Below are 19,580 nucleotides of genomic sequence, written 5' to 3'. Positions count from 1 at the left end.
GTATTCCTTTAAAATATTAAATTTATAATTCTGTTAAGTTAATGTTTCTTACTTATTGTTTTGGCTCCAAGATAAAAATCCTCCTTGTAGATCGAAAATTTCTTTTGCCCCCATGTTTTCCAAGATCTTGGCTGCCATATGTGATCGAGCTCCAGAACGGCAATAGATAAAGATTGGCTTTTTAAAATCAATGTATTCTTTAGCCTGATCCATAAAATCAGAAGATTGGACATTAATCAACGTAGAGCCATCAATCTTACCTAATGAATATTCCATTTCAGTTCTCACATCGATGAGTTGAACGTCATTATTTTTTATTTGAGCCTTAAACTCTGGTACTGTCAATAATTTTATCATATCACAAATTTTATACAACAAAGTTAGGTCTATCAATAATCAGTATCCGCTACTTTTGTTACACATCAATTTGTTAATGAGGCAATTTATCTTTCACAAGACCATATAGATAGGTTCCCAGGATTGCAAAACCCGCAACGATCAACATGCTGTACAAACCTGAACCGATCAACACAAAAACTGGCCCAGGACATGCACCCACCAATGCCCAACCAAGTCCAAACAGAATTCCTCCAATGAGGTACCTAGGGATTGATTTAGCCTTCGGAGAAATGCAAACTGCATCGCCATTGACATTTTTCACTTTTTTGCGTTTCAAATATTGTACTGCAGGAACGCCAATCAATAAAGCAGTTGCCATAAATCCAAACATGTGAAAGGATTGAAAGCTGAACATTTCATAGATGCGAAACCATGATGCCGCTTCAGCTTTATACATGACAATACCAAAAGCCACGCCTAATAATATATAAATCAATTTTTTCATGTCTTAAAAAATAAGGGGGAAGAATAAATGAACCATGGCAAGTCCACCGATAAAAAATCCGACAACAGCAATCAGTGAAGGCCATTGTAAGTCACTCAATCCAGAGATTGCATGTCCAGAAGTACATCCACCAGCATATCGAGTTCCGAAACCGATCAGCAAACCACCAATTGCAAGGATGGCAATGTTTTTAGCGTTTATGGTTTCGAAGATTTCTGTTGGGGAGTAGGCTTTTCCGGCGCTTTCAATTCCTAATTCCTTCAGATCAGAAACTGTCTGTTCGGAAATTTGAGGAATTTGATTGTCGGAAAGAAAATGTGCGGCAAGAAAGCCACCAATCACAGATCCTAGCAGGAACAACAGGTTCCAGATCTGTTTTTTCCAATCAAATTTAAAAAAGCTACAGGAATTGCCTGCCCCTAAGACGGCGCAGATGTTTCTGAAATTGGATGAAAATCCAAAAGTTCTACCTAGTAAAATTAAAGCCAGCATAATAAGGGCGACCAATGAGCCGCCGACGTACCAGGGCCAAGGCCCCATTAATAAATCCATAGTCGTTAAATAAATTTTGTGCAAAAGTACGGTCTTTAAAAAAGTCTTTCAGTAACCAAAGTTACTCATATCCTGAGCAAAACTGCTTCATAGCTATGTAACTAATGTAACTAACTCCAAAAAATCTTTCCCTGAACTTTGCGGAAGAAAAATTTATTTATGGAGTATTTAGGATATTTTGCGTCGATTGGAATTGGAATTTCCCTTGGATTGATTGGTGGTGGAGGCAGTATTTTAACTGTACCTGTTTTGGTTTACCTTTTTCATATAGATCCATTATTGGCCACTTCTTATTCCCTATTTATTGTGGGATCTACCTCTGCAGTTGGAGCAATTCCCTATTTCCGAAATAATTTAGTTGATTTTCAAACGGCATTATATTTTGGTCTACCTTCCATTATTACGGTGTTTTTGACCCGGTTATATGTCATAGAGTCTATCCCAAATCATTTGTTTCAGGTTGGCAGCTTTGCAGTAAGCAAAAATATGGGAATCATGCTCCTATTTGCTGTCCTGATGTTGTTTGCGGCGTTGAAAATGATAAAAGGAAACCAGGAAGAGGAGTCTAAGAAATTAAGTCGACGAAGTATCCTGCCATTGCTGTTTCAAGGTTCTGCTGTAGGGTTTATCAGCGGATTAGTTGGTGCTGGAGGAGGTTTTTTGATTATTCCAGCATTGATCATCTTTAATCAAATGCCGATGAAAAAAGCTGTAGGCACTTCCCTATTGATCATTGCGGCGAATTCACTTTTTGGTTTCATTGGAAAATTAGACTTCCATTTGATCAATTGGACTTTCCTATTAACCATTTCCGGAATTGCTATTGCAGGCATATTGATCGGTTCAAAACTGAGCCAAAAGATTGATGGAAAAAAATTGAAACCTGCATTCGGATGGTTTGTTTTATTGATGGGGATTGTGGTCATCATCCAGGAAATAAGCAAGTAAGTCCAAGAATGGAATTTTCACCGATTATTTATTGGCAATTACCGAAAATATATATTGATTGACCTAATCTCGTAGTAGAGAAAGTTGTACAAGTCTTATCTTTGAGTAACAAAAATAACTTAGCAACAAATTGTATATCAAATAAAAACGAACAACTATGTCAATTAAAGAAACATTCTCAGTAACTGGGGAGAACTTATTAAAAAGAATCAAGGATTTAATCGCTGAAGGAAACGTTACGAAGATCAGCATTGCTGATAAGCACGGAAAAGACATTATGAGCTTTCCAGTAACCTTAGGTGTAATTGGAGTTGTATTGGCTCCGATCTTTGCAGCAGTAGGCGCGATAGCAGCTTTGTTAACTGAATGCAAAATTACTGTAGAACGCAGTGATAAACCAGAAGATAAAGACCCTAATGAGGCCGCAAAAACAGAAGAAAACACACAAAGTACGGATATTGAAGTCCACTAATTTCTTAGATTTTTTACTGAACGAAAGAGGCCGTTGGGAAATCCAGCGGCCTCTTTTATATTTTTATCGGTCAAGATTACATCAGGATAGCATCCTTTACCTGAACTTTGGTCCAATATTTACTGAATTTATCAACCGCTCCAAGATGTATTGGGTGATGTTCGTACGTATTGATATCATCCATGGTATTGAAAGTCACCAATAAATAGTAGGAAAAGGAGTTGTCTACGACATCGCGAGCTGTTGTAGGCGCAGGTTTTCCGAACCTCAAGGCTTTAGGTCCTGGAACTTTCTTTAGTTCTTCAAAAAAGTTCATGAAATCTTTCTCCTCCTCAGCAGTGATCCCTTCTTTAAGCCAAAAATACACATTATGTACAATCAGTCCCGACCCCAGCTCATCCTGTTGCGTAGCTGCTGCCGTTGAAGTGGTAGCCGCTGAAGTAGAGTCTGCATTTGAACTTTTGTTGGCATTAGATGCTTCATTTGCGCAAGAATTCAATAATGCTCCTGAACTTGCTCCGACTAGAATTGTTGTGATAAAGTTTTTTCTTTTCATGTTTAAAATTTAGATTGATGTAGGTATATAAATATAAGAATTCTTTCTTTTTATTCACTTGATGAACCCTGTAAAAAGAAAAAATTGCACAGGTTTCACAAATGGAAGGAGAAACGCTACAGCGATATTATAATTTTACAAAAGTGGCTAAGCTATTTTTATTATAGAACTTGGAATCTGAAATATAAGACATCAATAATTCAAAATTTTTAAACAATAGTTTAATATTATTTCAATATTCATAAATGAAAATACTTAGTGTAAACAAATTGATTATTAATAGAATATACAGCACATTCCTTGCTTTAATTCACCGAAAGACAATAAAGAAATCTAGGGTATTTTCCTTTTCAAACTATATATTTGCAGGAAAATTATGCTGCAATTAAAATGATTTATTATTAAACAAATGCAGCTAATAGGTGTTAGTAAGAGATACAATATTAATTATAAAAGGATATTTTTCAGGCTTTGAATAGATTTGGTCGAATTGTATTAAAAACGGTCTTGTGGATCATAGGGTCCATAATAGCTTTAATTTTACTTCTAATTTTTCTGATCCGTCTTCCCTCAGTTCAAAACTATGTGGTTGGCAAGGTTTCGAATTATTTAGAGAACAAGCTTGGAACTCAGGTAGATATTGGCCATATCTATATCAACTTCCCTAAAAAGCTGGAGTTGAACGATGTCTTTTTTGCGGATGAATCGAAGGACACGCTCATCGCGGGAGAATCCCTGATGGTCGACATCAATATGTTCAAATTATTAAAGAACACTGTTGAAATCAACGAACTTCAGTTAAAAGGGATTACTGCCAAAATCAACAGAAAGCTTCCTGATAGTACTTTTAACTTTGATTATATTGTAGCTGCGTTTTCTTCAGAAAAGGAAAGTACACCTACCGCTGACTCTTCTTCTGCCCTAACCTTTGATATTGACAAAGTCCTTTTTGAAAGGATTAAATTTGTCTATAAGGATGATGTGATCGGTACTTCTGCAGATATTTACTTAAATAAGTTTGATACTCGGGTATCTAAATTTGACCTGACGAATAATATGGCATTTGGCATGCCAAATGTAAAAATCGATGGTTTATCTGCTGATATCAAGCAATGGGCAGTAATCAGCTCGCAAGATTCCGTTAAAGCATCAGATTTTGGTATTACCGATCAGAGTGTAGAACAAAGCTCCCTACTTCCAAATATAGATATCAAGACGGTAGACCTGAAGAATATCTTTATCCGATATGATGATAAGGCGATCAATATGCAGAGCAAATTCGACATTAAGAACCTTGCTGGTAATATTGATCAGATTGACCTGAACAAAGAAATCGTAAAGCTGAAAGAAATCAAGCTTTCGCAATCCGATTCTGAGGTTCTATTTGGAAAAACAACAACAGAACACACTTTTGACGATAAGGCTGATACCACAACCTCCTCAGTCAACTGGAAGGTATCTGTTGATAAACTGGCCATTGAAAAGACGAATTTCTGGTTCAAGGATGACAATGAAGCCAGGACCAAGGGAATTGATTATTTTAACCTTAAGCTTACCGATATTGCCGGAGCATTAGATGGGCTCTATTATTCATCTGACTCTATTTCAGGTGATTTAAAAGGATTCACGGTAAAGGACCATTCTGGTTTTGACCTAAAAATGTTGAAGGGTGATTTCGTCTATACCAATACCGGAGCAACCATCAAGGATCTATTGCTTGAAACCCCAAATACCCTGATTCAGGATGAAATTGTCATTTCATATCCATCATTGGATGCTGTTTCAAACAATCCAGCGACCATGAGTATCAATGCCAATATCAAAAAGAGTCATATTGATATGAAAGACATTAGGTTATTAGCTCCTGACCTTGAAAAAGAGGAAGTTATGAAGCCTTTAATGAACAAGCGCTTTTATATTGATGGTAAAGTGATGGGTAAATTGAACGACCTTCGCATTCCTCGTTTTGAGTTCAAAACTTTGAACAATACCCATGTAATAGCTACCGCCCATATTAAGGGGCTTCCGGATGTAGATAAAATGTATCTTGACCTGAACCTGAAAAAATTGGTTACCGGCCGAAACGACCTCAATCAATTAATCGCTCCTTCCCTATTGCCTGATAGCATACAATTACCTAGGAACATCAGTTTGACAGGTACCTTTAAAGGAGGCATGAACGGTTTTGACACCGACATGAAATTGATTACCGAGCAAGGAAATGCCACGGTTAATGGAAAGTTGAACATGGGTAGAGATACTACCTATAATGCCTTTGTGACGGTTGACAATTTCAACCTCGGCGAATTCCTGAAACAGGATTCTGTTTTAGGCTATGTATCTGCACAAGCCCAAGTAAATGGAACAGGCCTTGATCCAAAGACCATGCAGGCCGATATATTAGGTACGCTGAACCGATTTGATGCGATGGGCTATAGCTATAAGGATATTGATTTTGACCTTACGGCACGCTCAGGTGATATTGCAGGTACTATAAACAGTCCCGACCCTAACATTGATCTCGATGCCAATATACAAGCAGATATGCGAGGTCAATTCCCGAAACTATATGCTGAAATGATGATTGACAGTATTAATTTCAAGAATTTGAAATTAATGGATCAAGATGTCAGGTACCATGGAAAGATTGTGGCCGATTTTGAAAGCCTAGATTTGGATAATCTGAACGGGGCTTTATTGGTAACCAATTCTTCGATTGCCTATGAGAAGGACCGCTATGCATTGGATACGATTTCACTAACGGCCCAGGCTGATACCGGTAAAAATACTTTGATATTAAACTCAGAGTTTATGAGTGCCCATTTGACGGGCAGTTATAAACTGACTGAACTGGGATCTTCCATTTCAGATATTATACAGACTTACTATAATCCTTCGGGGATACATCAGAAATACGAATATTCACCACAGCAATTTGAATTTTCAGCACGCTTATATCGTTCTAGGATCGTTAGGGATTTCCTTCCTGAACTGGAAGAACTACAGGATGTAACCTTAGATGGAACTTTCAACAGTACAGACCGGACATTGATGGCCAAGCTCTTGGCACCGAAGGTCACTTATGCCGGTACTGAGATAGAAAATGTGGGTGTGGATATCATTACAGCCGACAGCACTTTATATTACAATGCCTTGATTGGCCATATCTTAGTTAGCAATATTGAGCTTAGAAATACGGTTATCAGTGGTAGTGTGGTTGAAAACAATGTTGATTTCGGTCTGTGGATCAAAGACAAGGAAGATAAGGAACAGTATCATTTAGGTGCGACCATGTTGGTTGGCAACAATAGCTATAATCTTTCCCTGAAAGAAGATGGACTGATGTTGAACTATGAGGACTGGGATATCGAACCGAACAATGTTATCAGTTTTGGACAGAGAGGTGTTCGCGCTTCTGGCTTTGTTCTGTCCAATGAAGGTCAGGAATTGCGTATTCAATCGCAGGATTCCACTTACAACGCCCCTATTGACCTTAGCTTCAACAATTTTAGAATTGAAACCATCACCGAGATGCTTCAATCTGAAACGCTAAAAGTTGGTGGAGGTATCAATGGAAACGCAACGGTATCTAGGTTTGAGTCTTCTCCAGTATTTGTTTCCGACTTGACAATCGATAAATTCTTCTTTGGCACAGATACCATTGGTAATGTCGCCTTAAAGGTGAACAACATCAAAGAAAATACGTATTCAGCCGATGTCAGAATTACGGAAAACGGAAATGACGTTCATTTGGTGGGTGATGTTATCTCTCCTCCAGAAGGAGATATGCAGATCGATGCTACACTGAACCTTAACCCAATGCGCATGCAAACTATCCAAGCTTTCAGTTTGGGTAATCTGAGGGATGCTCAAGGGGATTTATCAGGTGCGCTGAAAATAACCGGAACTACTTCTGCGCCAAGGATCAATGGTGAGCTGACTTTCCACGATGCCATAATCAATGCATCTATGTTGAACTCCAATATGCGCGCGGATAACCAAAAGATCTATTTTAATGATCAAGGGATTTCTTTCCGTCAGTTTAATTTGGTAGATTCCAAGAACAATGTTGCTCGCTTAAATGGTACTATCAAAACGACAACCTATACAGATTTTATCTTTAACCTGAACTTGACTACCGATGATTTCGAGGTCATGAACTCTACACGTCTGGACAATGATCTATTCTTTGGAAAGATGTATGTGACTTCAAACCTGCGTATTACAGGCGATTTGGATAAACCAAGAATCGACGGTAATGTCAAGGCCAATGACCGGACGGATTTCAACTTTATTGTGCCTAATGACGATCCAGGTGTGGCTCAACGCGAAGGTGTCGTAAAATTCGTGGATAAGAGTGATACCGCAAGAGCCAATGTATTTGCTCAACTTGATTCCTTGACTACGGTATCAAGTCAATTATCAGGATATGATATCGCCTTGAACCTGAGCACAGACCCTGATGCAAAATTCAAGGTAATCTTGGATGAAGGAACTCAAGATGCATTAAATATTCAAGGGGTTGCAGAAATCAATACCAGTATTGATGCCAATGAGAAAATCACCATGTCTGGAACCTTTACGGTGGAAAAAGGTGACTATACCTTCTCCTTCGGCCCTATTTCAAAGGATTTCAGTTTCCAAAAAGGAAGTACCATTACATGGAATGGAGATCCATTGGATGCCAGATTAGACATTACAGCTGTTTACTCCGGTAAATTCGCTACACTGGAATTGGTACAGAACCAAATTGGTTCTGAGAGCCAAAACCTTTATAAACAAAGGGTTCCATTCAATGTATTATTGAAATTGACCGGCGAACTGTTTAAACCGCAGATCAATTTCGATATCGATTTGGATGAAAAGAATGCCATAGTTTCCCAAGATGTGGTAAGTAAGGTAAATATTGCCCTTTCAAATATGCGTGAGGATCCTGCAGAATTAAACAAACAGGTTTTCTCCTTGATTGCTTTGGGTCGATTTATGTCGGCTAATCCATTTGAAAGTTTGTCTGGAGGAGGTACAGAAGCGATGGTGAGAAGTACGGTAAGTTCATTCTTGACGGGTCAATTGAACAATTTGGCCTCTGACCTGATCAAGGGCGTGGAGCTTGATTTCAACTTGAATTCTGAAGAGGATTACTTGACCGGAAATGCGGAAACAAGGACCGACCTCAATGTTGGTATCTCTAAGATGCTATTTGATGATCGTTTGAAAATCACGATAGGTTCTAACTTTGAGGTAGAAGGAAATACACGTCCAGGCGAAAAAGCTTCGAATATTGCAGGTGATATTTCCCTAGATTATCAATTATCGAAAGATGGACGTTACTTTGCGAGAGTTTACCGCAAAAATCAATATCAGGCCACCCTACAAGGGCAATTTGTTGAGACTGGTATAGGTTTTATCATTAATATGAGCTACAACAGATTCAGGGAATTGTTTATGAATTCCAAAGCGCTACAGGAATATTATAATACCGATAGCCGTGGGTTCAGAAGAAGATTTGATGTGGAAAGGATGGAAACTGATTCGGTGTACCGTGATTCTGTTCGCATGGTCATCCGTGATAGTTTGATGATCCATAGCCCTGAATTCAGAAAACGCATGGAAGAACGGGAAAAAGAGAGAAAACAGGAAGAGTTGAAAACACAGCCGGATAGCACTGGCCTTCCTATAGATAGCACACATAGAGATACTTCAACAAATACCATTGAACCAAATAAGTCTGCCATTAAAAATGAAGAAGAGGAAGGGGGTAATAATGAAAATTAAGCACCTATTTGCATACTCCTTTGGACTATTGCTTGTCGCAAGCTGTAATCCTACAAAATACATTGCTGAAGGGGACAAATTCTATAAAGAAGGTGATGTTGTCATCCATAATGATACCATTCCTAAAGAGCGAAAAGAAGGTTTTGAGACTTTCTTGGAAAACTCTTTATTGCCCAAGCCAAACAGTAAACTATTAGGGGTTTACTTTAAGGTTGGTCTCTGGAATATGGGTGGAGGCCCAGATACCAGCAATAACTTCGTGAGACGTTGGTTGAAAAAACAAGGTGAAGCCCCTGTCCTATTAAGTGATGTTAATCGTGAATACAACGAAAACCTGCTAAGGAATAAGATGGAAAACCTGGGTTTCTTTACCGCGAGAGTTACCTCTGACACGCTTATCGATGGTAAAATGGCCACTATTCAATATGATGCCTTTCCAGGACCGATCTACAGGATCAATGAGGTTAAATTTGATGTGGATAGCAATAGCCGTTTGGGAAAATCCATCATCGGGACCAAGGACCAGACCTTGTTGCAGCCTGGAAACAACTATAACCTGGATGTTATCTTGAACGAAAGAGACCGGATTGACAATAAATTGAAGGAACAGGGTTATTATTATTTTAGTCCCGATAATTTATTGGTTGAAGTGGACAGTACAATTGGAGACAATAAAGTCGACATGTTCATGACCGTAAAACCGGAAACTCCTAGACAAGCAAAGGAGCCGCAACATATTGGTAATGTATATGTTTTTGCAGATTATAAGGAAACTGCTGGATCCAATAGAAGAAGGGTTCCCAGAAGCGTTGAGAAATATGATGATAAGTTCTATATCATAGACCCTCAGAACAAATACCGTAAAAAAGTTTTGGCCAACCACCTCTTCTTGGAACCAGAACAGATGTACAACCGTTGGAACCATAATATGACCATCAATCACTTGGTGAACCTGAATACCTTCAAATTCGTAAAGAACGAATTTGTGGATAGCCCTGATTCTACCGATCATTTGGATGTGTACTATTATTTGACACCAATGGAGAAAAAATCCATTCGTTTGGAGCTGGTGGGTAAAACTGCCGCCGTTTATAATGGTACGGAAGTAACTGCCAACTGGACCCTAAAGAATGCTTTTAAAGGATTTGAGAACTTAACCGTATCTGTTTTTGGAGGGTATGAGACCCAAACAGGTGGAAATGTAAACTTAAATTCTTCCTATATCCGTTATGGTGCCGAAGTAGGGATTACCTGGCCGCGCTTGCTATCTCCTTATAAATGGACTCCAGGGAAACAATATATACCTAAGACATTCTTAAAAGCGGGTTATGAATTCCTGAACCGTAGGACCGCCTATACCTTGAATTCAATGACCTTAAACTATGGTTATGCATGGAAGGAAAACCAGCAGAAAGACCATAATCTAACGCTTGCCGAGATCATCTATGTTCAACCTCGTGGTATTTCAGATGAATATAGGGCACAGATGGACACCGTTCCTACCCTACGTCATATTGTTGACCCGCAATTCTCCTTTGGTCCAAATTACGTGTACACTTTCACGAATACGATGGAGAACAAAAAGCATACTTTCTATGCCAAAGCAGGGTTGAACACCTCAGGAAATATCCTGGGACTGATTCAAGGGGCGAACTATAATGAAGGAAAAATCAAGGAACTATTTGGCACTCCATATTCGCAATTTATTAAAGCAGAGGCTGATTTAAGGCATTATTTAAAGATTACTCCTACTTCAACCTTGGCATCCAGGATAATGATCGGAACGAGTTATTCCTACGGAAACTCGCGTTCTCTACCTTATTTAAAGCAATATTTCACTGGAGGTCCCAATGGTTTAAGGGCTTTCAGGGCACGTGCGGTCGGACCGGGTTCATCCCTACCGGAAAACTTGGGAGAGGAAAACTTTTTTGCTGACCAAACTGGTGACTATAAACTAGAATTGAACACGGAATATAGAGCCAAGATTGCAGGAATGCTACATTGGGCCGCTTTTATCGATGCGGGTAACGTATGGTTGCAAAACAAAGATGAAAACAAACCTGGAGGTCGTTTCAGTAAGGATTTCTTAAGTGAGTTAGCTGTTGGCGGAGGTTTAGGATTAAGGTTAGATTTAGATTTCTTGATTATCCGTACAGACTTTGCCATTCCATTTAGAGTTCCATATCGTCCTAAAGATGACCGTTGGGTATTTAAATATATCGACATACGGGACAGAGATTGGAGAAGAGATAATCTGGTGTTTAACTTAGCGATAGGTTATCCATTCTAGAAAAAAGAGCTGTTTAATAAACAGCTCTTTTATTTTGCCTGAATTATCCACTTTTAATAAAAATTAGGCTGGTTTATCCCTTTGATTTTTTCTGATTCCCTTTCGGGTAAATTGCATTGTAATTATTGATTTACATTAAATTGACGCTATTTAGCCTGCGATTGACGATTATTTTTGTTAGATTTAGTGGAAATAAACATAACCCTTAACTATATGAAAATAACCGTAGTTGGAGCAGGGGCAGTTGGAGCAACGACCGCTGATAATCTGGTAAGAAAAAATGTAGCAGAAGAAATCATCTTGTTAGACATTAAAGAAGGATTTGCAGAGGGGAAAGCCCAAGACATGATGCAAACTTCTGCCCTTTTAGGATTTGATTCAAAGATAAAAGGTGTTACCAATGATTATTTAGCAACAGCAGGTTCAGCAGTGGCCGTGATTACTTCTGGAATTCCTAGGAAACCAGGTATGACCAGAGAGGAATTGATCGGTACGAACGCAAATATCGTAAAGACTGTAGTTGAAAATCTAATCAAACATTCTCCAGATATCATCATACTGATTGTTTCCAATCCGATGGATACAATGACTTATTTAGCTTTAAAATCTAGTGGATTGCCTAAAAACCGAATCATCGGTATGGGCGGCGCATTGGATTCTGCACGCTTTAAATATCAAATCAGTGATAAATTAAATGCATCAGCCAATGACCTGAATGCCATCGTAATTGGTGGTCATGGCGATACCACGATGATTCCACTGATCAAACATGCGACATGGAACAGCGTACCGGTTGCCGATTTCCTAACTGAGGAAGAAGAGCAAGAAATCGTGAAGAAAACCATGGTTGGAGGCGCAACATTAACCGCTTTAATCGGTACTTCTGCTTGGTATGCACCAGGCGCAGCAGCAGCAGCGATGGTAGAAAGTATAGTCCACAACCAGAATAAATTATTCACGGCTTCCGTTTACCTAGAGGGAGAATATGGACAGGAAGACATCAATATCGGTGTTCCCGTTATCATCAATAATAAAGGTTGGGACAGAATAGTGCCAATGAATTTATCCGCGGAGGAAGAAGAACTGTTCAAGGCAAGTGCAGAGGCTGTACGCAAAATGAACGATGTTCTTTATGCCGAAGGGGTACTCAAAAAATAACTCAATATTATTTCAGAATTTCATTTAAATGCAAAATATTCCATTTGAAGTCATCGGCCTGCAAGCCGATGGCTTTCATATTATTACAGAGATCGAGATTTTTGACAAGAATTTTAAAATGGTCATCGACACAGGTGCTTCAAAAACCGTGTTGGACAAGGAAACCCTTTTGAATTCAGGAATAAACGAGGAGGAGTTCCTTAACACCGATATCTTATCCACTGGACTTGGAACCAACAATATGCAGAGTTTCATGATCACCATTCCCCAAATAAAAATGGCAGATTGGTCCACCAAAAACTTTACAGCGGCTGTTTTAGACCTGAGTTCCATAAATTATGCCTATAGTCAGATAGGTTTAGATCCGGTAATCGGAGTTTTAGGAGGCGATATCTTAAAATTATATGGAGCTAAAATAGACTACAAAAAGAATATATTGACCTTAAATCAGCGTAAATTGAACTTAAACAACCGGCGTTGAATATGAAGCCTTAGGTAAATATAGAACCCTATGGCCAATAGAATTCCACATCCACCCATAATATAAAGGGTGTTTTTAATACCTACAATTTCAGCTATAGCCCCTGTCAATAAACTTCCGACAGGGAAGATCCCTTGAAATGCCATCACATAATAAGACATTGCCCTAGCTCTGTATGCAGGCATTGCGTGGGTTTGTATATAGGTATTTATGGATGAATTCTGCATCATCATGGAAAATGAAACCGCCCCTGTGAACAGTAATGCAGACGGTAGATAATGGGCAAAAGCTAATAAGACCAATGAAATACCCATAAAAAAGGCTGCAAACATAATCCTATACCTGAGGTTTTCCCCAGTTTTTAACCTTGCCATATTGATCGCTCCGATCATGGCTCCTAATCCAGCAGCACTTTCAAACCAGGAGAAAGTACGTTCATTTCCCTGAAATAATTCCCTCGCCACTGCAGGTAAAAGTGAGGTATATGGAATAACGAATAAGCTAGATATGCTTAAAATCACGATCAAAGAAGCAATATGCGGCGATCTCTTGAGATAATTAAAACCATGTACGAGGCCTTGGAAGGAAGTTTCATTTGGAATTACAATGACGTGTTCCGTTACTTTCATCAGCAATAAACAGATAATTACCGGGATAAAACTCAAAAAATTCAGTGTAAAACAAGCCAATTCTCCATAAGTGGAGAGTAAAATCCCTCCTATTGCTGGCCCGACCATCCTCGCGGCATTGAATATTGAACTGTTTAAGGCAATAGCATTGGGCAAATCCTTACGGTTATCGACCAAATTCACCAACAAAGCCTGTCTTCCCAATACATCAAATGCATTCACAACGCCTTGAATAAAGCCTAAAATGGACAAATACAGTACGGATTCCAGCTTTAAATAGACCAATAAGGCCAATAAGCCGGCTTGAACCATCAGGCCGATCTGGGTAATCAGAACAAGTTTATATTTCTTATGTCTATCGACGAAAGCACCAATAAAGGGGGATAAAACAAGCGATGGAAGTAAGGAAATAAAGGAAACAAAACCTAGCCAAAAGACGGAATTTGTCAGTTGATAGACCAGCCAGCTGATGGCTATCCGTTGCATCCAAGTACCTAAAAGGGAAATTGATTGCCCTATAACATGTAATCGATAGTTGGGGTATTGGAGAGATCTAAATATTTGCATGAAATGCGTATTGTTGTTACAGCTTTTTAAAGATAAAGGATTGAAACCCAAAACGGAAATACCTATTGCAAGTGAATGAATTACTACAATAGCTTTCCAATATTAACAGGAGAAAGCTGGAAATTGTTGCATTTGATATTAAAAATGCGTTGAAACGTAATAAATATCTTGGATATGAAGCCAATAACTTCAAATCTTGAAACAATATAATTACCTTTGCCTATCCTAAAGGATAATCAAAAGTTCTACAAAACAAATTAATTCAAATACTATCATGAAATTTTTTATTGATACCGCAAACCTTGAACAAATCAAAGAAGCTCAAGATCTTGGCGTTTTAGACGGAGTAACCACCAACCCTAGCTTAATGGCTAAAGAAGGTATTTCTGGGGAAGAAAATGTAATCAATCACTACAAAGCTATTTGCGATATCGTTGATGGAGACGTAAGTGCAGAGGTAATTTCTACAGATTACGAAGGCATGATCAAGGAAGGCGAGGCATTAGCAGCGTTAGACAGCAAGATTGTTGTTAAAGTTCCGATGATCAAAGACGGTATTAAAGCGATTAAATATTTCAGTAAAAAAGGCATCAAAACCAACTGTACGTTAGTTTTCTCTGCTGGTCAGGCGCTATTGGCGGCTAAAGCAGGCGCTACTTATGTATCTCCATTCATTGGTCGTCTAGATGATATTTCTGTTGATGGCTTAGGATTAATCGAAGAAATCCGTGAAATCTACGATAATTACGGGTTTGAAACACAGATTTTAGCGGCATCAGTACGCCATAGTGCACATATTTTAGGCTGTGCTAAGATCGGTGCAGACGTTATGACTGGTCCTTTATCAGCTATTTTAGCTTTATTGAAGCATCCATTAACTGATAGCGGATTGGCTCAATTCTTAGCTGACCACGCAAAAGCAGCAGGTAAATAGTCTACTATTTGCTGATAAAATATAAGGCCTCCAATGTGAAATTGGGGGCTTTTTTTATACCCAATTTAATTGTGTAAATTTATACCATGAAAGCGGATATGAGCACGGAATTGGATCCGGAAAAACTAGAAGAATTCAGCCAGGTATTAAAGGCAAATCAACTTAAAATCACCCAACCGAGACTAAGGGTTTTGGATATTATTTCCACCAAACTTTCAGCAATTTCACAACCCGAATTGGAGAAGATTTTAGGTTCAGAAATAGACCGTGTAACCCTCTATAGAATCTTGGCAAGCTTTGAAGAAAAGGGTATCCTCCATAAGGTTTTCGACCTGAATGGAACTGCGACTTATGCCTTCTGTTCGACGAAGTGCTCAGCGGACCATCACCATGATCAGCACGTTCATTTCATCTGCTCAGTGTGCAATTCTGTCTACTGTCTGGAGGAGATTGCCTTACCCAAAATCAACCTTCCTACTGATTTTTCTTTACACTCCATTGCCATAAACGCTGTAGGAATCTGCGACATTTGTAACGAGAAATCCTCGTAAATATTCATATTTTTTTTATAAATTGCTCTTGAAATTTCATGACCCTATTAAATTTCAAGAGTATTTTTTTTGCCCCAAAACCATAAGCTAAATCACTTTTTTACACCTTGCTAATATTTAGTATTTAATTATATAGATGTTTATTTTATAAGCACTTAAGTGTTCGAATATGGTATAATAGTTTAATAATTTCATTTTAGCACAAAGTAAGGTTTAACCCATCAAAACCCATTTACACCTAATAAACAACAACTTACGAATATAACTCGTCAAAAATGTTTTAGCAAAAAAAATTTATCATGTTATTTATCAGATATTTATGAAAGCTAAAATACACATTAAATTAATCTACAAATGGGATCAAAAATCAAACAGACATTTTCAACGCTATGAACCAATAACCGACAGTTTTCAGTATATTAGATTCGGGTTTCAGAGGAGTACAAAAAATACTGACTGGCAAACCATTTAGTTCCACCCTCTCCCCTCTCCTTCCCTTAAAGATTTTCAACGGAAGGAACAGACAAAACGACAGACTATGAAATCAAAAAAAGAGAATCCTTACAAAGAAGTTTTAACCCAACTGATCGTAGACATTTTTGAAAAATCCGGAAACACCTCACTTAACTATAAGCAAGTAGCTGCCAAACTTAACATAACCGACAGCGACTCGAAAACCACCATTTCAGACATCCTTTCGGATGGTTCAAGACTAGGTCTTTTCCACCAACCTGAGAGAGGAAAATTCCAACTTAAACAACTGCATGTTTATGTCACTGGAAAGGTTGACATGACTGCCGATGGATCAGCCTATATCGTTCCTGATGACGACAGTGAAAGCGACATCTATGTAGCCCCTCGAAAACTGAGACAAGCACTGCACAATGACATCGTGAAAGTCCATGTCTACGAAAGGAAGAAAGGAAGAAAACGAGAAGGCGAAGTGGTGGAAATCTTGCAACGTGCAAAGACAGACTTTACCGGTACCATAGACATTTCAAAATCCTATGCCTTCTTCCAACCGGACGACCGGAAAATGCTGCACGATATTTTCATCCCACTGGACAACCTGAACGGGGCGAAAAACGGAGAGAAAGTTTTGGTGTCTATTTTGGAGTGGCCAAAGAATGCAAAAAACCCTATCGGTATTGTAAAAAGCGTCCTTGGTAAAAAAGGCGAAAACAACACCGAGATGAACGCGATCTTAGCCGACTTTGGATTCCCGCTCGAATTCCCTAAAGCAGTAGAAGACGCAGCGAATTCAATTTCGGACTCCATCTCTGCAGAGGAAATTTCAAAGCGTCACGACTTCAGGTCGACGACCACCTTTACGATCGACCCTGCGGATGCAAAAGATTTTGACGATGCGATTTCATTCAAGAAACTGGAAAACGGAAACTATGAGGTCGGCATACACATCGCTGACGTTTCGCACTACGTGACTCCTGACTCCACTTTGGACAAAGAAGCATTTGAACGCGGAACTTCGGTTTACTTGGTTGACCGCGTAATCCCTATGCTTCCAGAGAGACTTTCCAACAACCTTTGTTCATTGCGCCCTAATGAGGACAAGCTATGTTTCTCAGCCGTATTTGAAATGGACGAGAAAGCAAATGTGATCGACCAATGGTTCGGAAGAACAGTTATACATTCAGACAGAAGATTCAGTTATGAAGAAGCGCAAGAGATCATCGAAGGAAAAGAAGACGAATTATCAGAAGCAATCTTAAAGCTGAACGAACTCGCCTTTATCCTGCGCGACCGTAAATTTAAGGCTGGAGCGATCAGCTTTGAATCCGAAGAGGTAAAATTCAATCTCGATGAAAACGGAAAACCTCTTGGCGTTTACACCAAAGTGAGAAAAGAAGCCCATAAGTTGATCGAGGACTTCATGTTGTTGGCCAACCGCAAGGTCGCTGAATTCATTGGGAGAATGGGAAAAGGAAAGAACAAGCTTCCTTTCGTTTACAGATTCCACGATGTACCCAATCCGGAGACCCTGACCAGCTTTTCTCTGTTTGCCTCTAGGTTTGGGCACCGCCTGAGCATCAAGACCGACAAAGAGACCGCAAAGTCCTTAAACGCGCTGTTGACAAAAATCGAAGGCTCCAAAGAACAGTACCTTCTGACCTCATTGGCGATCCGATCGATGGCAAAGGCCATCTATACTACCAAGAAGACTTCTCACTACGGGCTGGCATTTGATTATTATACGCACTTTACCTCCCCTATCCGTCGATATCCAGACGTGATGGTACACAGACTGCTTCAATTCTATCTGGACGGTGGTAAAAACGTGAATGCGGAACATTATGAAAAAATGTCTGAACATTCCTCGCAAATGGAAAAGAAAGCTGCAGAGGCAGAGAGAGCTTCCATCAAGTACAAACAAGCTGAGTTCTTACAGGATCAGATCGGCATAGAATACACCGGAATCGTCTCTGGCGTGACCGAATGGGGTATGTATGTAGAGATCGAAGAGAACAAATGCGAAGGGATGGTCCGTTTGAGAGATATCACTGACGATTTTTACACCTTGGACGAAAAGAATTTCGCCATCATTGGTCAGCGAAAGAAAAAAGTTTACCAATTGGGGGATGAGGTTCAGATCAAGGTCAAGAAAGTGGATCTTGAAAAAAGACAGATTGACTTCACGTTATTGAGCTAGACCTTAGAAATATCCTATCAGAATAAAATACTTGCCCTTTAGTTTTCTAGAGGGCATTTTTATTTGGATCAGACGGGGTTACGGAGATTTAACAATAAATTTTTGACAAATAGGCATTTATTTCAAAAAACTTAGCACACAACTCTTTACAGTTTAGATTATTCTTTATATCTTTGCGGACTTAAAAACATTTTTTAACAAAAACAAAAAAGAAAAACAGGTAAATGCCTACTATTCAACAACTAGTTAGAAAAGGTAGAGTAGCTCTGGTAGACAAGAGTAAGTCACCAGCGTTGGACTCATGTCCACAGCGAAGAGGTGTGTGTACACGTGTATACACTACTACCCCTAAAAAACCAAACTCAGCAATGCGTAAAGTAGCTCGTGTTCGTTTAACAAACGGTAAAGAGGTGAATGCTTACATCCCAGGAGAAGGCCACAACTTACAAGAGCACTCGATCGTATTAATTCGTGGCGGTCGTGTTAAAGATTTACCAGGAGTTCGTTACCACATCATTCGTGGTGCATTAGATACTTCAGGTGTTGCCGGTCGTAACCAACGTCGTTCTAAATACGGAACAAAACGTCCTAAACCAGGACAAGCAGCTGCTGCACCAGCAAAAGGTAAGAAAAAATAAACGGAGGAAAAGAAAATGAGAAAAGCAAAACCAAAAAAGAGAATCATTTTACCTGATCCAAAGTTTAACGATGTTCAGGTAACTCGTTTCGTAAACAACATGATGGTAGACGGTAAGAAATCTATCGCCTATTCAATTTTTTACGATGCAGTTGAATTAGTAGAGCAAAAGACTCAAGAGAATGGTCTTGAGACTTGGAAAAAAGCTCTTAACAATGTAATGCCAGCCGTAGAGGTTAAATCTCGTCGTGTTGGTGGTGCAAACTTCCAAGTACCTATGGAAGTTCGTCCTGAGCGCAAGATCGCTTTAGGTATGAAATGGTTAATTTCTTATGCTCGCAAACGTGGTGAAAAAACTATGTTTGAGAAATTGGCAGGAGAGATCATTTCAGCTTCTAAAGGTGAAGGTGCTGCTGTTAAGAAGAAAGAAGATACGCACAAGATGGCGGAAGCTAACAAAGCGTTCTCACACTTCAGATTCTAATTTTGAACAAAAAGAATCAAATATGTTTACACCG

At 39.1% G+C, this 19,580-nt stretch carries 16 protein-coding genes; 11 read left to right on the top strand and 5 right to left on the bottom strand.

Features of this window, described 5'->3' with window-relative positions; genetic code table 11:
- Nucleotides 1-48: 48 nt before the first annotated feature.
- The 3 genes from ACWICE_RS07830 to ACWICE_RS07820 all read right to left on the bottom strand — a co-directional run bounded on the left by ACWICE_RS07830 (nt 49) and on the right by ACWICE_RS07820 (nt 1,396).
- Nucleotides 49-357 carry a rhodanese-like domain-containing protein gene (locus tag ACWICE_RS07830; RefSeq protein ID WP_185213597.1) on the bottom strand — a complete coding sequence of 103 codons (309 nt, stop codon included), beginning with the start codon at nt 355-357 and terminating at the stop codon, nt 49-51.
- A 73-nt stretch (nt 358-430) separates the two neighbouring features.
- Nucleotides 431-844, bottom strand: a complete 414-nt coding sequence (locus ACWICE_RS07825; protein WP_185213596.1) for a DUF6691 family protein — start codon at nt 842-844, stop codon at nt 431-433.
- Nucleotides 845-847: 3 nt separating this feature from the next.
- On the bottom strand, nt 848-1,396 hold the full coding sequence (locus tag ACWICE_RS07820; protein WP_185213595.1) for a YeeE/YedE family protein: 549 nt from the start codon (nt 1,394-1,396) through the stop codon (nt 848-850).
- Between the two features lie 159 nt (nt 1,397-1,555).
- On the opposite strand from ACWICE_RS07820, the gene ACWICE_RS07815 reads away from it, so the two are divergent.
- Nucleotides 1,556-2,344, top strand: coding sequence for a sulfite exporter TauE/SafE family protein (locus ACWICE_RS07815; protein WP_454291041.1), 789 nt, complete (start codon nt 1,556-1,558; stop codon nt 2,342-2,344).
- Between the two features lie 157 nt (nt 2,345-2,501).
- Nucleotides 2,502-2,816, top strand: a complete 315-nt coding sequence (locus ACWICE_RS07810; protein ID WP_185213593.1) for a DUF4342 domain-containing protein — start codon at nt 2,502-2,504, stop codon at nt 2,814-2,816.
- Nucleotides 2,817-2,892: 76 nt separating this feature from the next.
- Here ACWICE_RS07810 and ACWICE_RS07805 read toward each other — a convergent pair whose 3' ends face one another.
- Nucleotides 2,893-3,372: a Dabb family protein gene (locus ACWICE_RS07805; RefSeq protein ID WP_454291040.1), complete on the bottom strand. Its 480-nt coding sequence runs from the start codon at nt 3,370-3,372 to the stop codon at nt 2,893-2,895.
- Nucleotides 3,373-3,843: 471 nt separating this feature from the next.
- Here ACWICE_RS07805 and ACWICE_RS07800 point away from each other — a divergent pair, with 471 nt between their 5' ends.
- From ACWICE_RS07800 to ACWICE_RS07785, 4 genes are all read left to right on the top strand, one after another.
- A complete protein-coding gene (locus ACWICE_RS07800; protein WP_454298032.1) occupies nt 3,844-9,147 on the top strand; it encodes a translocation/assembly module TamB domain-containing protein in 5,304 nt (1,767 codons plus the stop codon).
- Nucleotides 9,113-11,437, top strand: a complete 2,325-nt coding sequence (gene tamL / locus ACWICE_RS07795) for a translocation and assembly module lipoprotein TamL (RefSeq protein WP_185217256.1) — start codon at nt 9,113-9,115, stop codon at nt 11,435-11,437. The genes ACWICE_RS07800 and tamL overlap by 35 nt, the downstream gene beginning before the upstream one ends.
- Before the next feature lie 213 nt (nt 11,438-11,650).
- Nucleotides 11,651-12,595 (top strand): malate dehydrogenase, encoded by a 945-nt coding sequence (locus ACWICE_RS07790; RefSeq protein ID WP_185213589.1) that lies wholly within the window; start codon nt 11,651-11,653, stop codon nt 12,593-12,595.
- A gap of 28 nt (nt 12,596-12,623) precedes the next feature.
- Nucleotides 12,624-13,076, top strand: a complete 453-nt coding sequence (locus tag ACWICE_RS07785; RefSeq protein WP_185213588.1) for a retropepsin-like aspartic protease — start codon at nt 12,624-12,626, stop codon at nt 13,074-13,076.
- On the opposite strand, the gene ACWICE_RS07780 is transcribed toward ACWICE_RS07785, so the two are convergent.
- The gene (locus ACWICE_RS07780) at nt 13,043-14,272 is read right to left on the bottom strand and encodes an MFS transporter (protein WP_454298031.1); all 1,230 of its coding nucleotides are present in this window, start codon (nt 14,270-14,272) and stop codon (nt 13,043-13,045) included. The two genes, ACWICE_RS07785 and ACWICE_RS07780, sit on opposite strands and share 34 nt — an antisense overlap.
- A 274-nt stretch (nt 14,273-14,546) precedes the next feature.
- On the opposite strand from ACWICE_RS07780, the gene fsa reads away from it, so the two are divergent.
- From fsa to rpsG, 5 genes are all read left to right on the top strand, one after another.
- Nucleotides 14,547-15,206, top strand: a complete 660-nt coding sequence (gene fsa, locus ACWICE_RS07775) for a fructose-6-phosphate aldolase (protein ID WP_185213586.1) — start codon at nt 14,547-14,549, stop codon at nt 15,204-15,206.
- 86 nt (nt 15,207-15,292) lie between these two features.
- Nucleotides 15,293-15,757 (top strand): Fur family transcriptional regulator, encoded by a 465-nt coding sequence (locus ACWICE_RS07770; RefSeq protein ID WP_185213585.1) that lies wholly within the window; start codon nt 15,293-15,295, stop codon nt 15,755-15,757.
- Between the two features lie 538 nt (nt 15,758-16,295).
- Nucleotides 16,296-18,425 (top strand): ribonuclease R, encoded by a 2,130-nt coding sequence (rnr, locus tag ACWICE_RS07765; RefSeq protein WP_454298030.1) that lies wholly within the window; start codon nt 16,296-16,298, stop codon nt 18,423-18,425.
- A 224-nt stretch (nt 18,426-18,649) separates the two neighbouring features.
- Nucleotides 18,650-19,063: a 30S ribosomal protein S12 gene (gene rpsL, locus ACWICE_RS07760; RefSeq protein WP_002993550.1), complete on the top strand. Its 414-nt coding sequence runs from the start codon at nt 18,650-18,652 to the stop codon at nt 19,061-19,063.
- Nucleotides 19,064-19,078: 15 nt separating this feature from the next.
- Nucleotides 19,079-19,546: a 30S ribosomal protein S7 gene (rpsG, locus tag ACWICE_RS07755; protein ID WP_093095001.1), complete on the top strand. Its 468-nt coding sequence runs from the start codon at nt 19,079-19,081 to the stop codon at nt 19,544-19,546.
- Nucleotides 19,547-19,580: the final 34 nt, after the last annotated feature.

The organism is Sphingobacterium sp. NPDC055346 (assembly GCF_053645235.1).
This window is presented reverse-complemented; position numbering and strand designations above follow the sequence as displayed.

Excerpts from the sequence above, each read along its gene's own strand:
- ACWICE_RS07830 (WP_185213597.1), bottom strand. The coding sequence starts at position 357 with ATGATAAAATTATTGACAGTACCAGAGTTTAAGGCTCAAATAAAAAAT.
- ACWICE_RS07825 (WP_185213596.1), bottom strand. The coding sequence starts at position 844 with ATGAAAAAATTGATTTATATATTATTAGGCGTGGCTTTTGGTATTGTC.
- ACWICE_RS07820 (WP_185213595.1), bottom strand. The coding sequence starts at position 1,396 with ATGGATTTATTAATGGGGCCTTGGCCCTGGTACGTCGGCGGCTCATTG.
- ACWICE_RS07815 (WP_454291041.1), top strand. The coding sequence starts at position 1,556 with ATGGAGTATTTAGGATATTTTGCGTCGATTGGAATTGGAATTTCCCTT.
- ACWICE_RS07810 (WP_185213593.1), top strand. The coding sequence starts at position 2,502 with ATGTCAATTAAAGAAACATTCTCAGTAACTGGGGAGAACTTATTAAAA.
- ACWICE_RS07805 (WP_454291040.1), bottom strand. The coding sequence starts at position 3,372 with ATGAAAAGAAAAAACTTTATCACAACAATTCTAGTCGGAGCAAGTTCA.
- tamL (WP_185217256.1), top strand. The coding sequence starts at position 9,113 with ATGAAGAAGAGGAAGGGGGTAATAATGAAAATTAAGCACCTATTTGCA.
- ACWICE_RS07790 (WP_185213589.1), top strand. The coding sequence starts at position 11,651 with ATGAAAATAACCGTAGTTGGAGCAGGGGCAGTTGGAGCAACGACCGCT.
- ACWICE_RS07785 (WP_185213588.1), top strand. The coding sequence starts at position 12,624 with ATGCAAAATATTCCATTTGAAGTCATCGGCCTGCAAGCCGATGGCTTT.
- ACWICE_RS07780 (WP_454298031.1), bottom strand. The coding sequence starts at position 14,272 with ATGCAAATATTTAGATCTCTCCAATACCCCAACTATCGATTACATGTT.
- fsa (WP_185213586.1), top strand. The coding sequence starts at position 14,547 with ATGAAATTTTTTATTGATACCGCAAACCTTGAACAAATCAAAGAAGCT.
- ACWICE_RS07770 (WP_185213585.1), top strand. The coding sequence starts at position 15,293 with ATGAAAGCGGATATGAGCACGGAATTGGATCCGGAAAAACTAGAAGAA.
- rnr (WP_454298030.1), top strand. The coding sequence starts at position 16,296 with ATGAAATCAAAAAAAGAGAATCCTTACAAAGAAGTTTTAACCCAACTG.
- rpsL (WP_002993550.1), top strand. The coding sequence starts at position 18,650 with ATGCCTACTATTCAACAACTAGTTAGAAAAGGTAGAGTAGCTCTGGTA.
- rpsG (WP_093095001.1), top strand. The coding sequence starts at position 19,079 with ATGAGAAAAGCAAAACCAAAAAAGAGAATCATTTTACCTGATCCAAAG.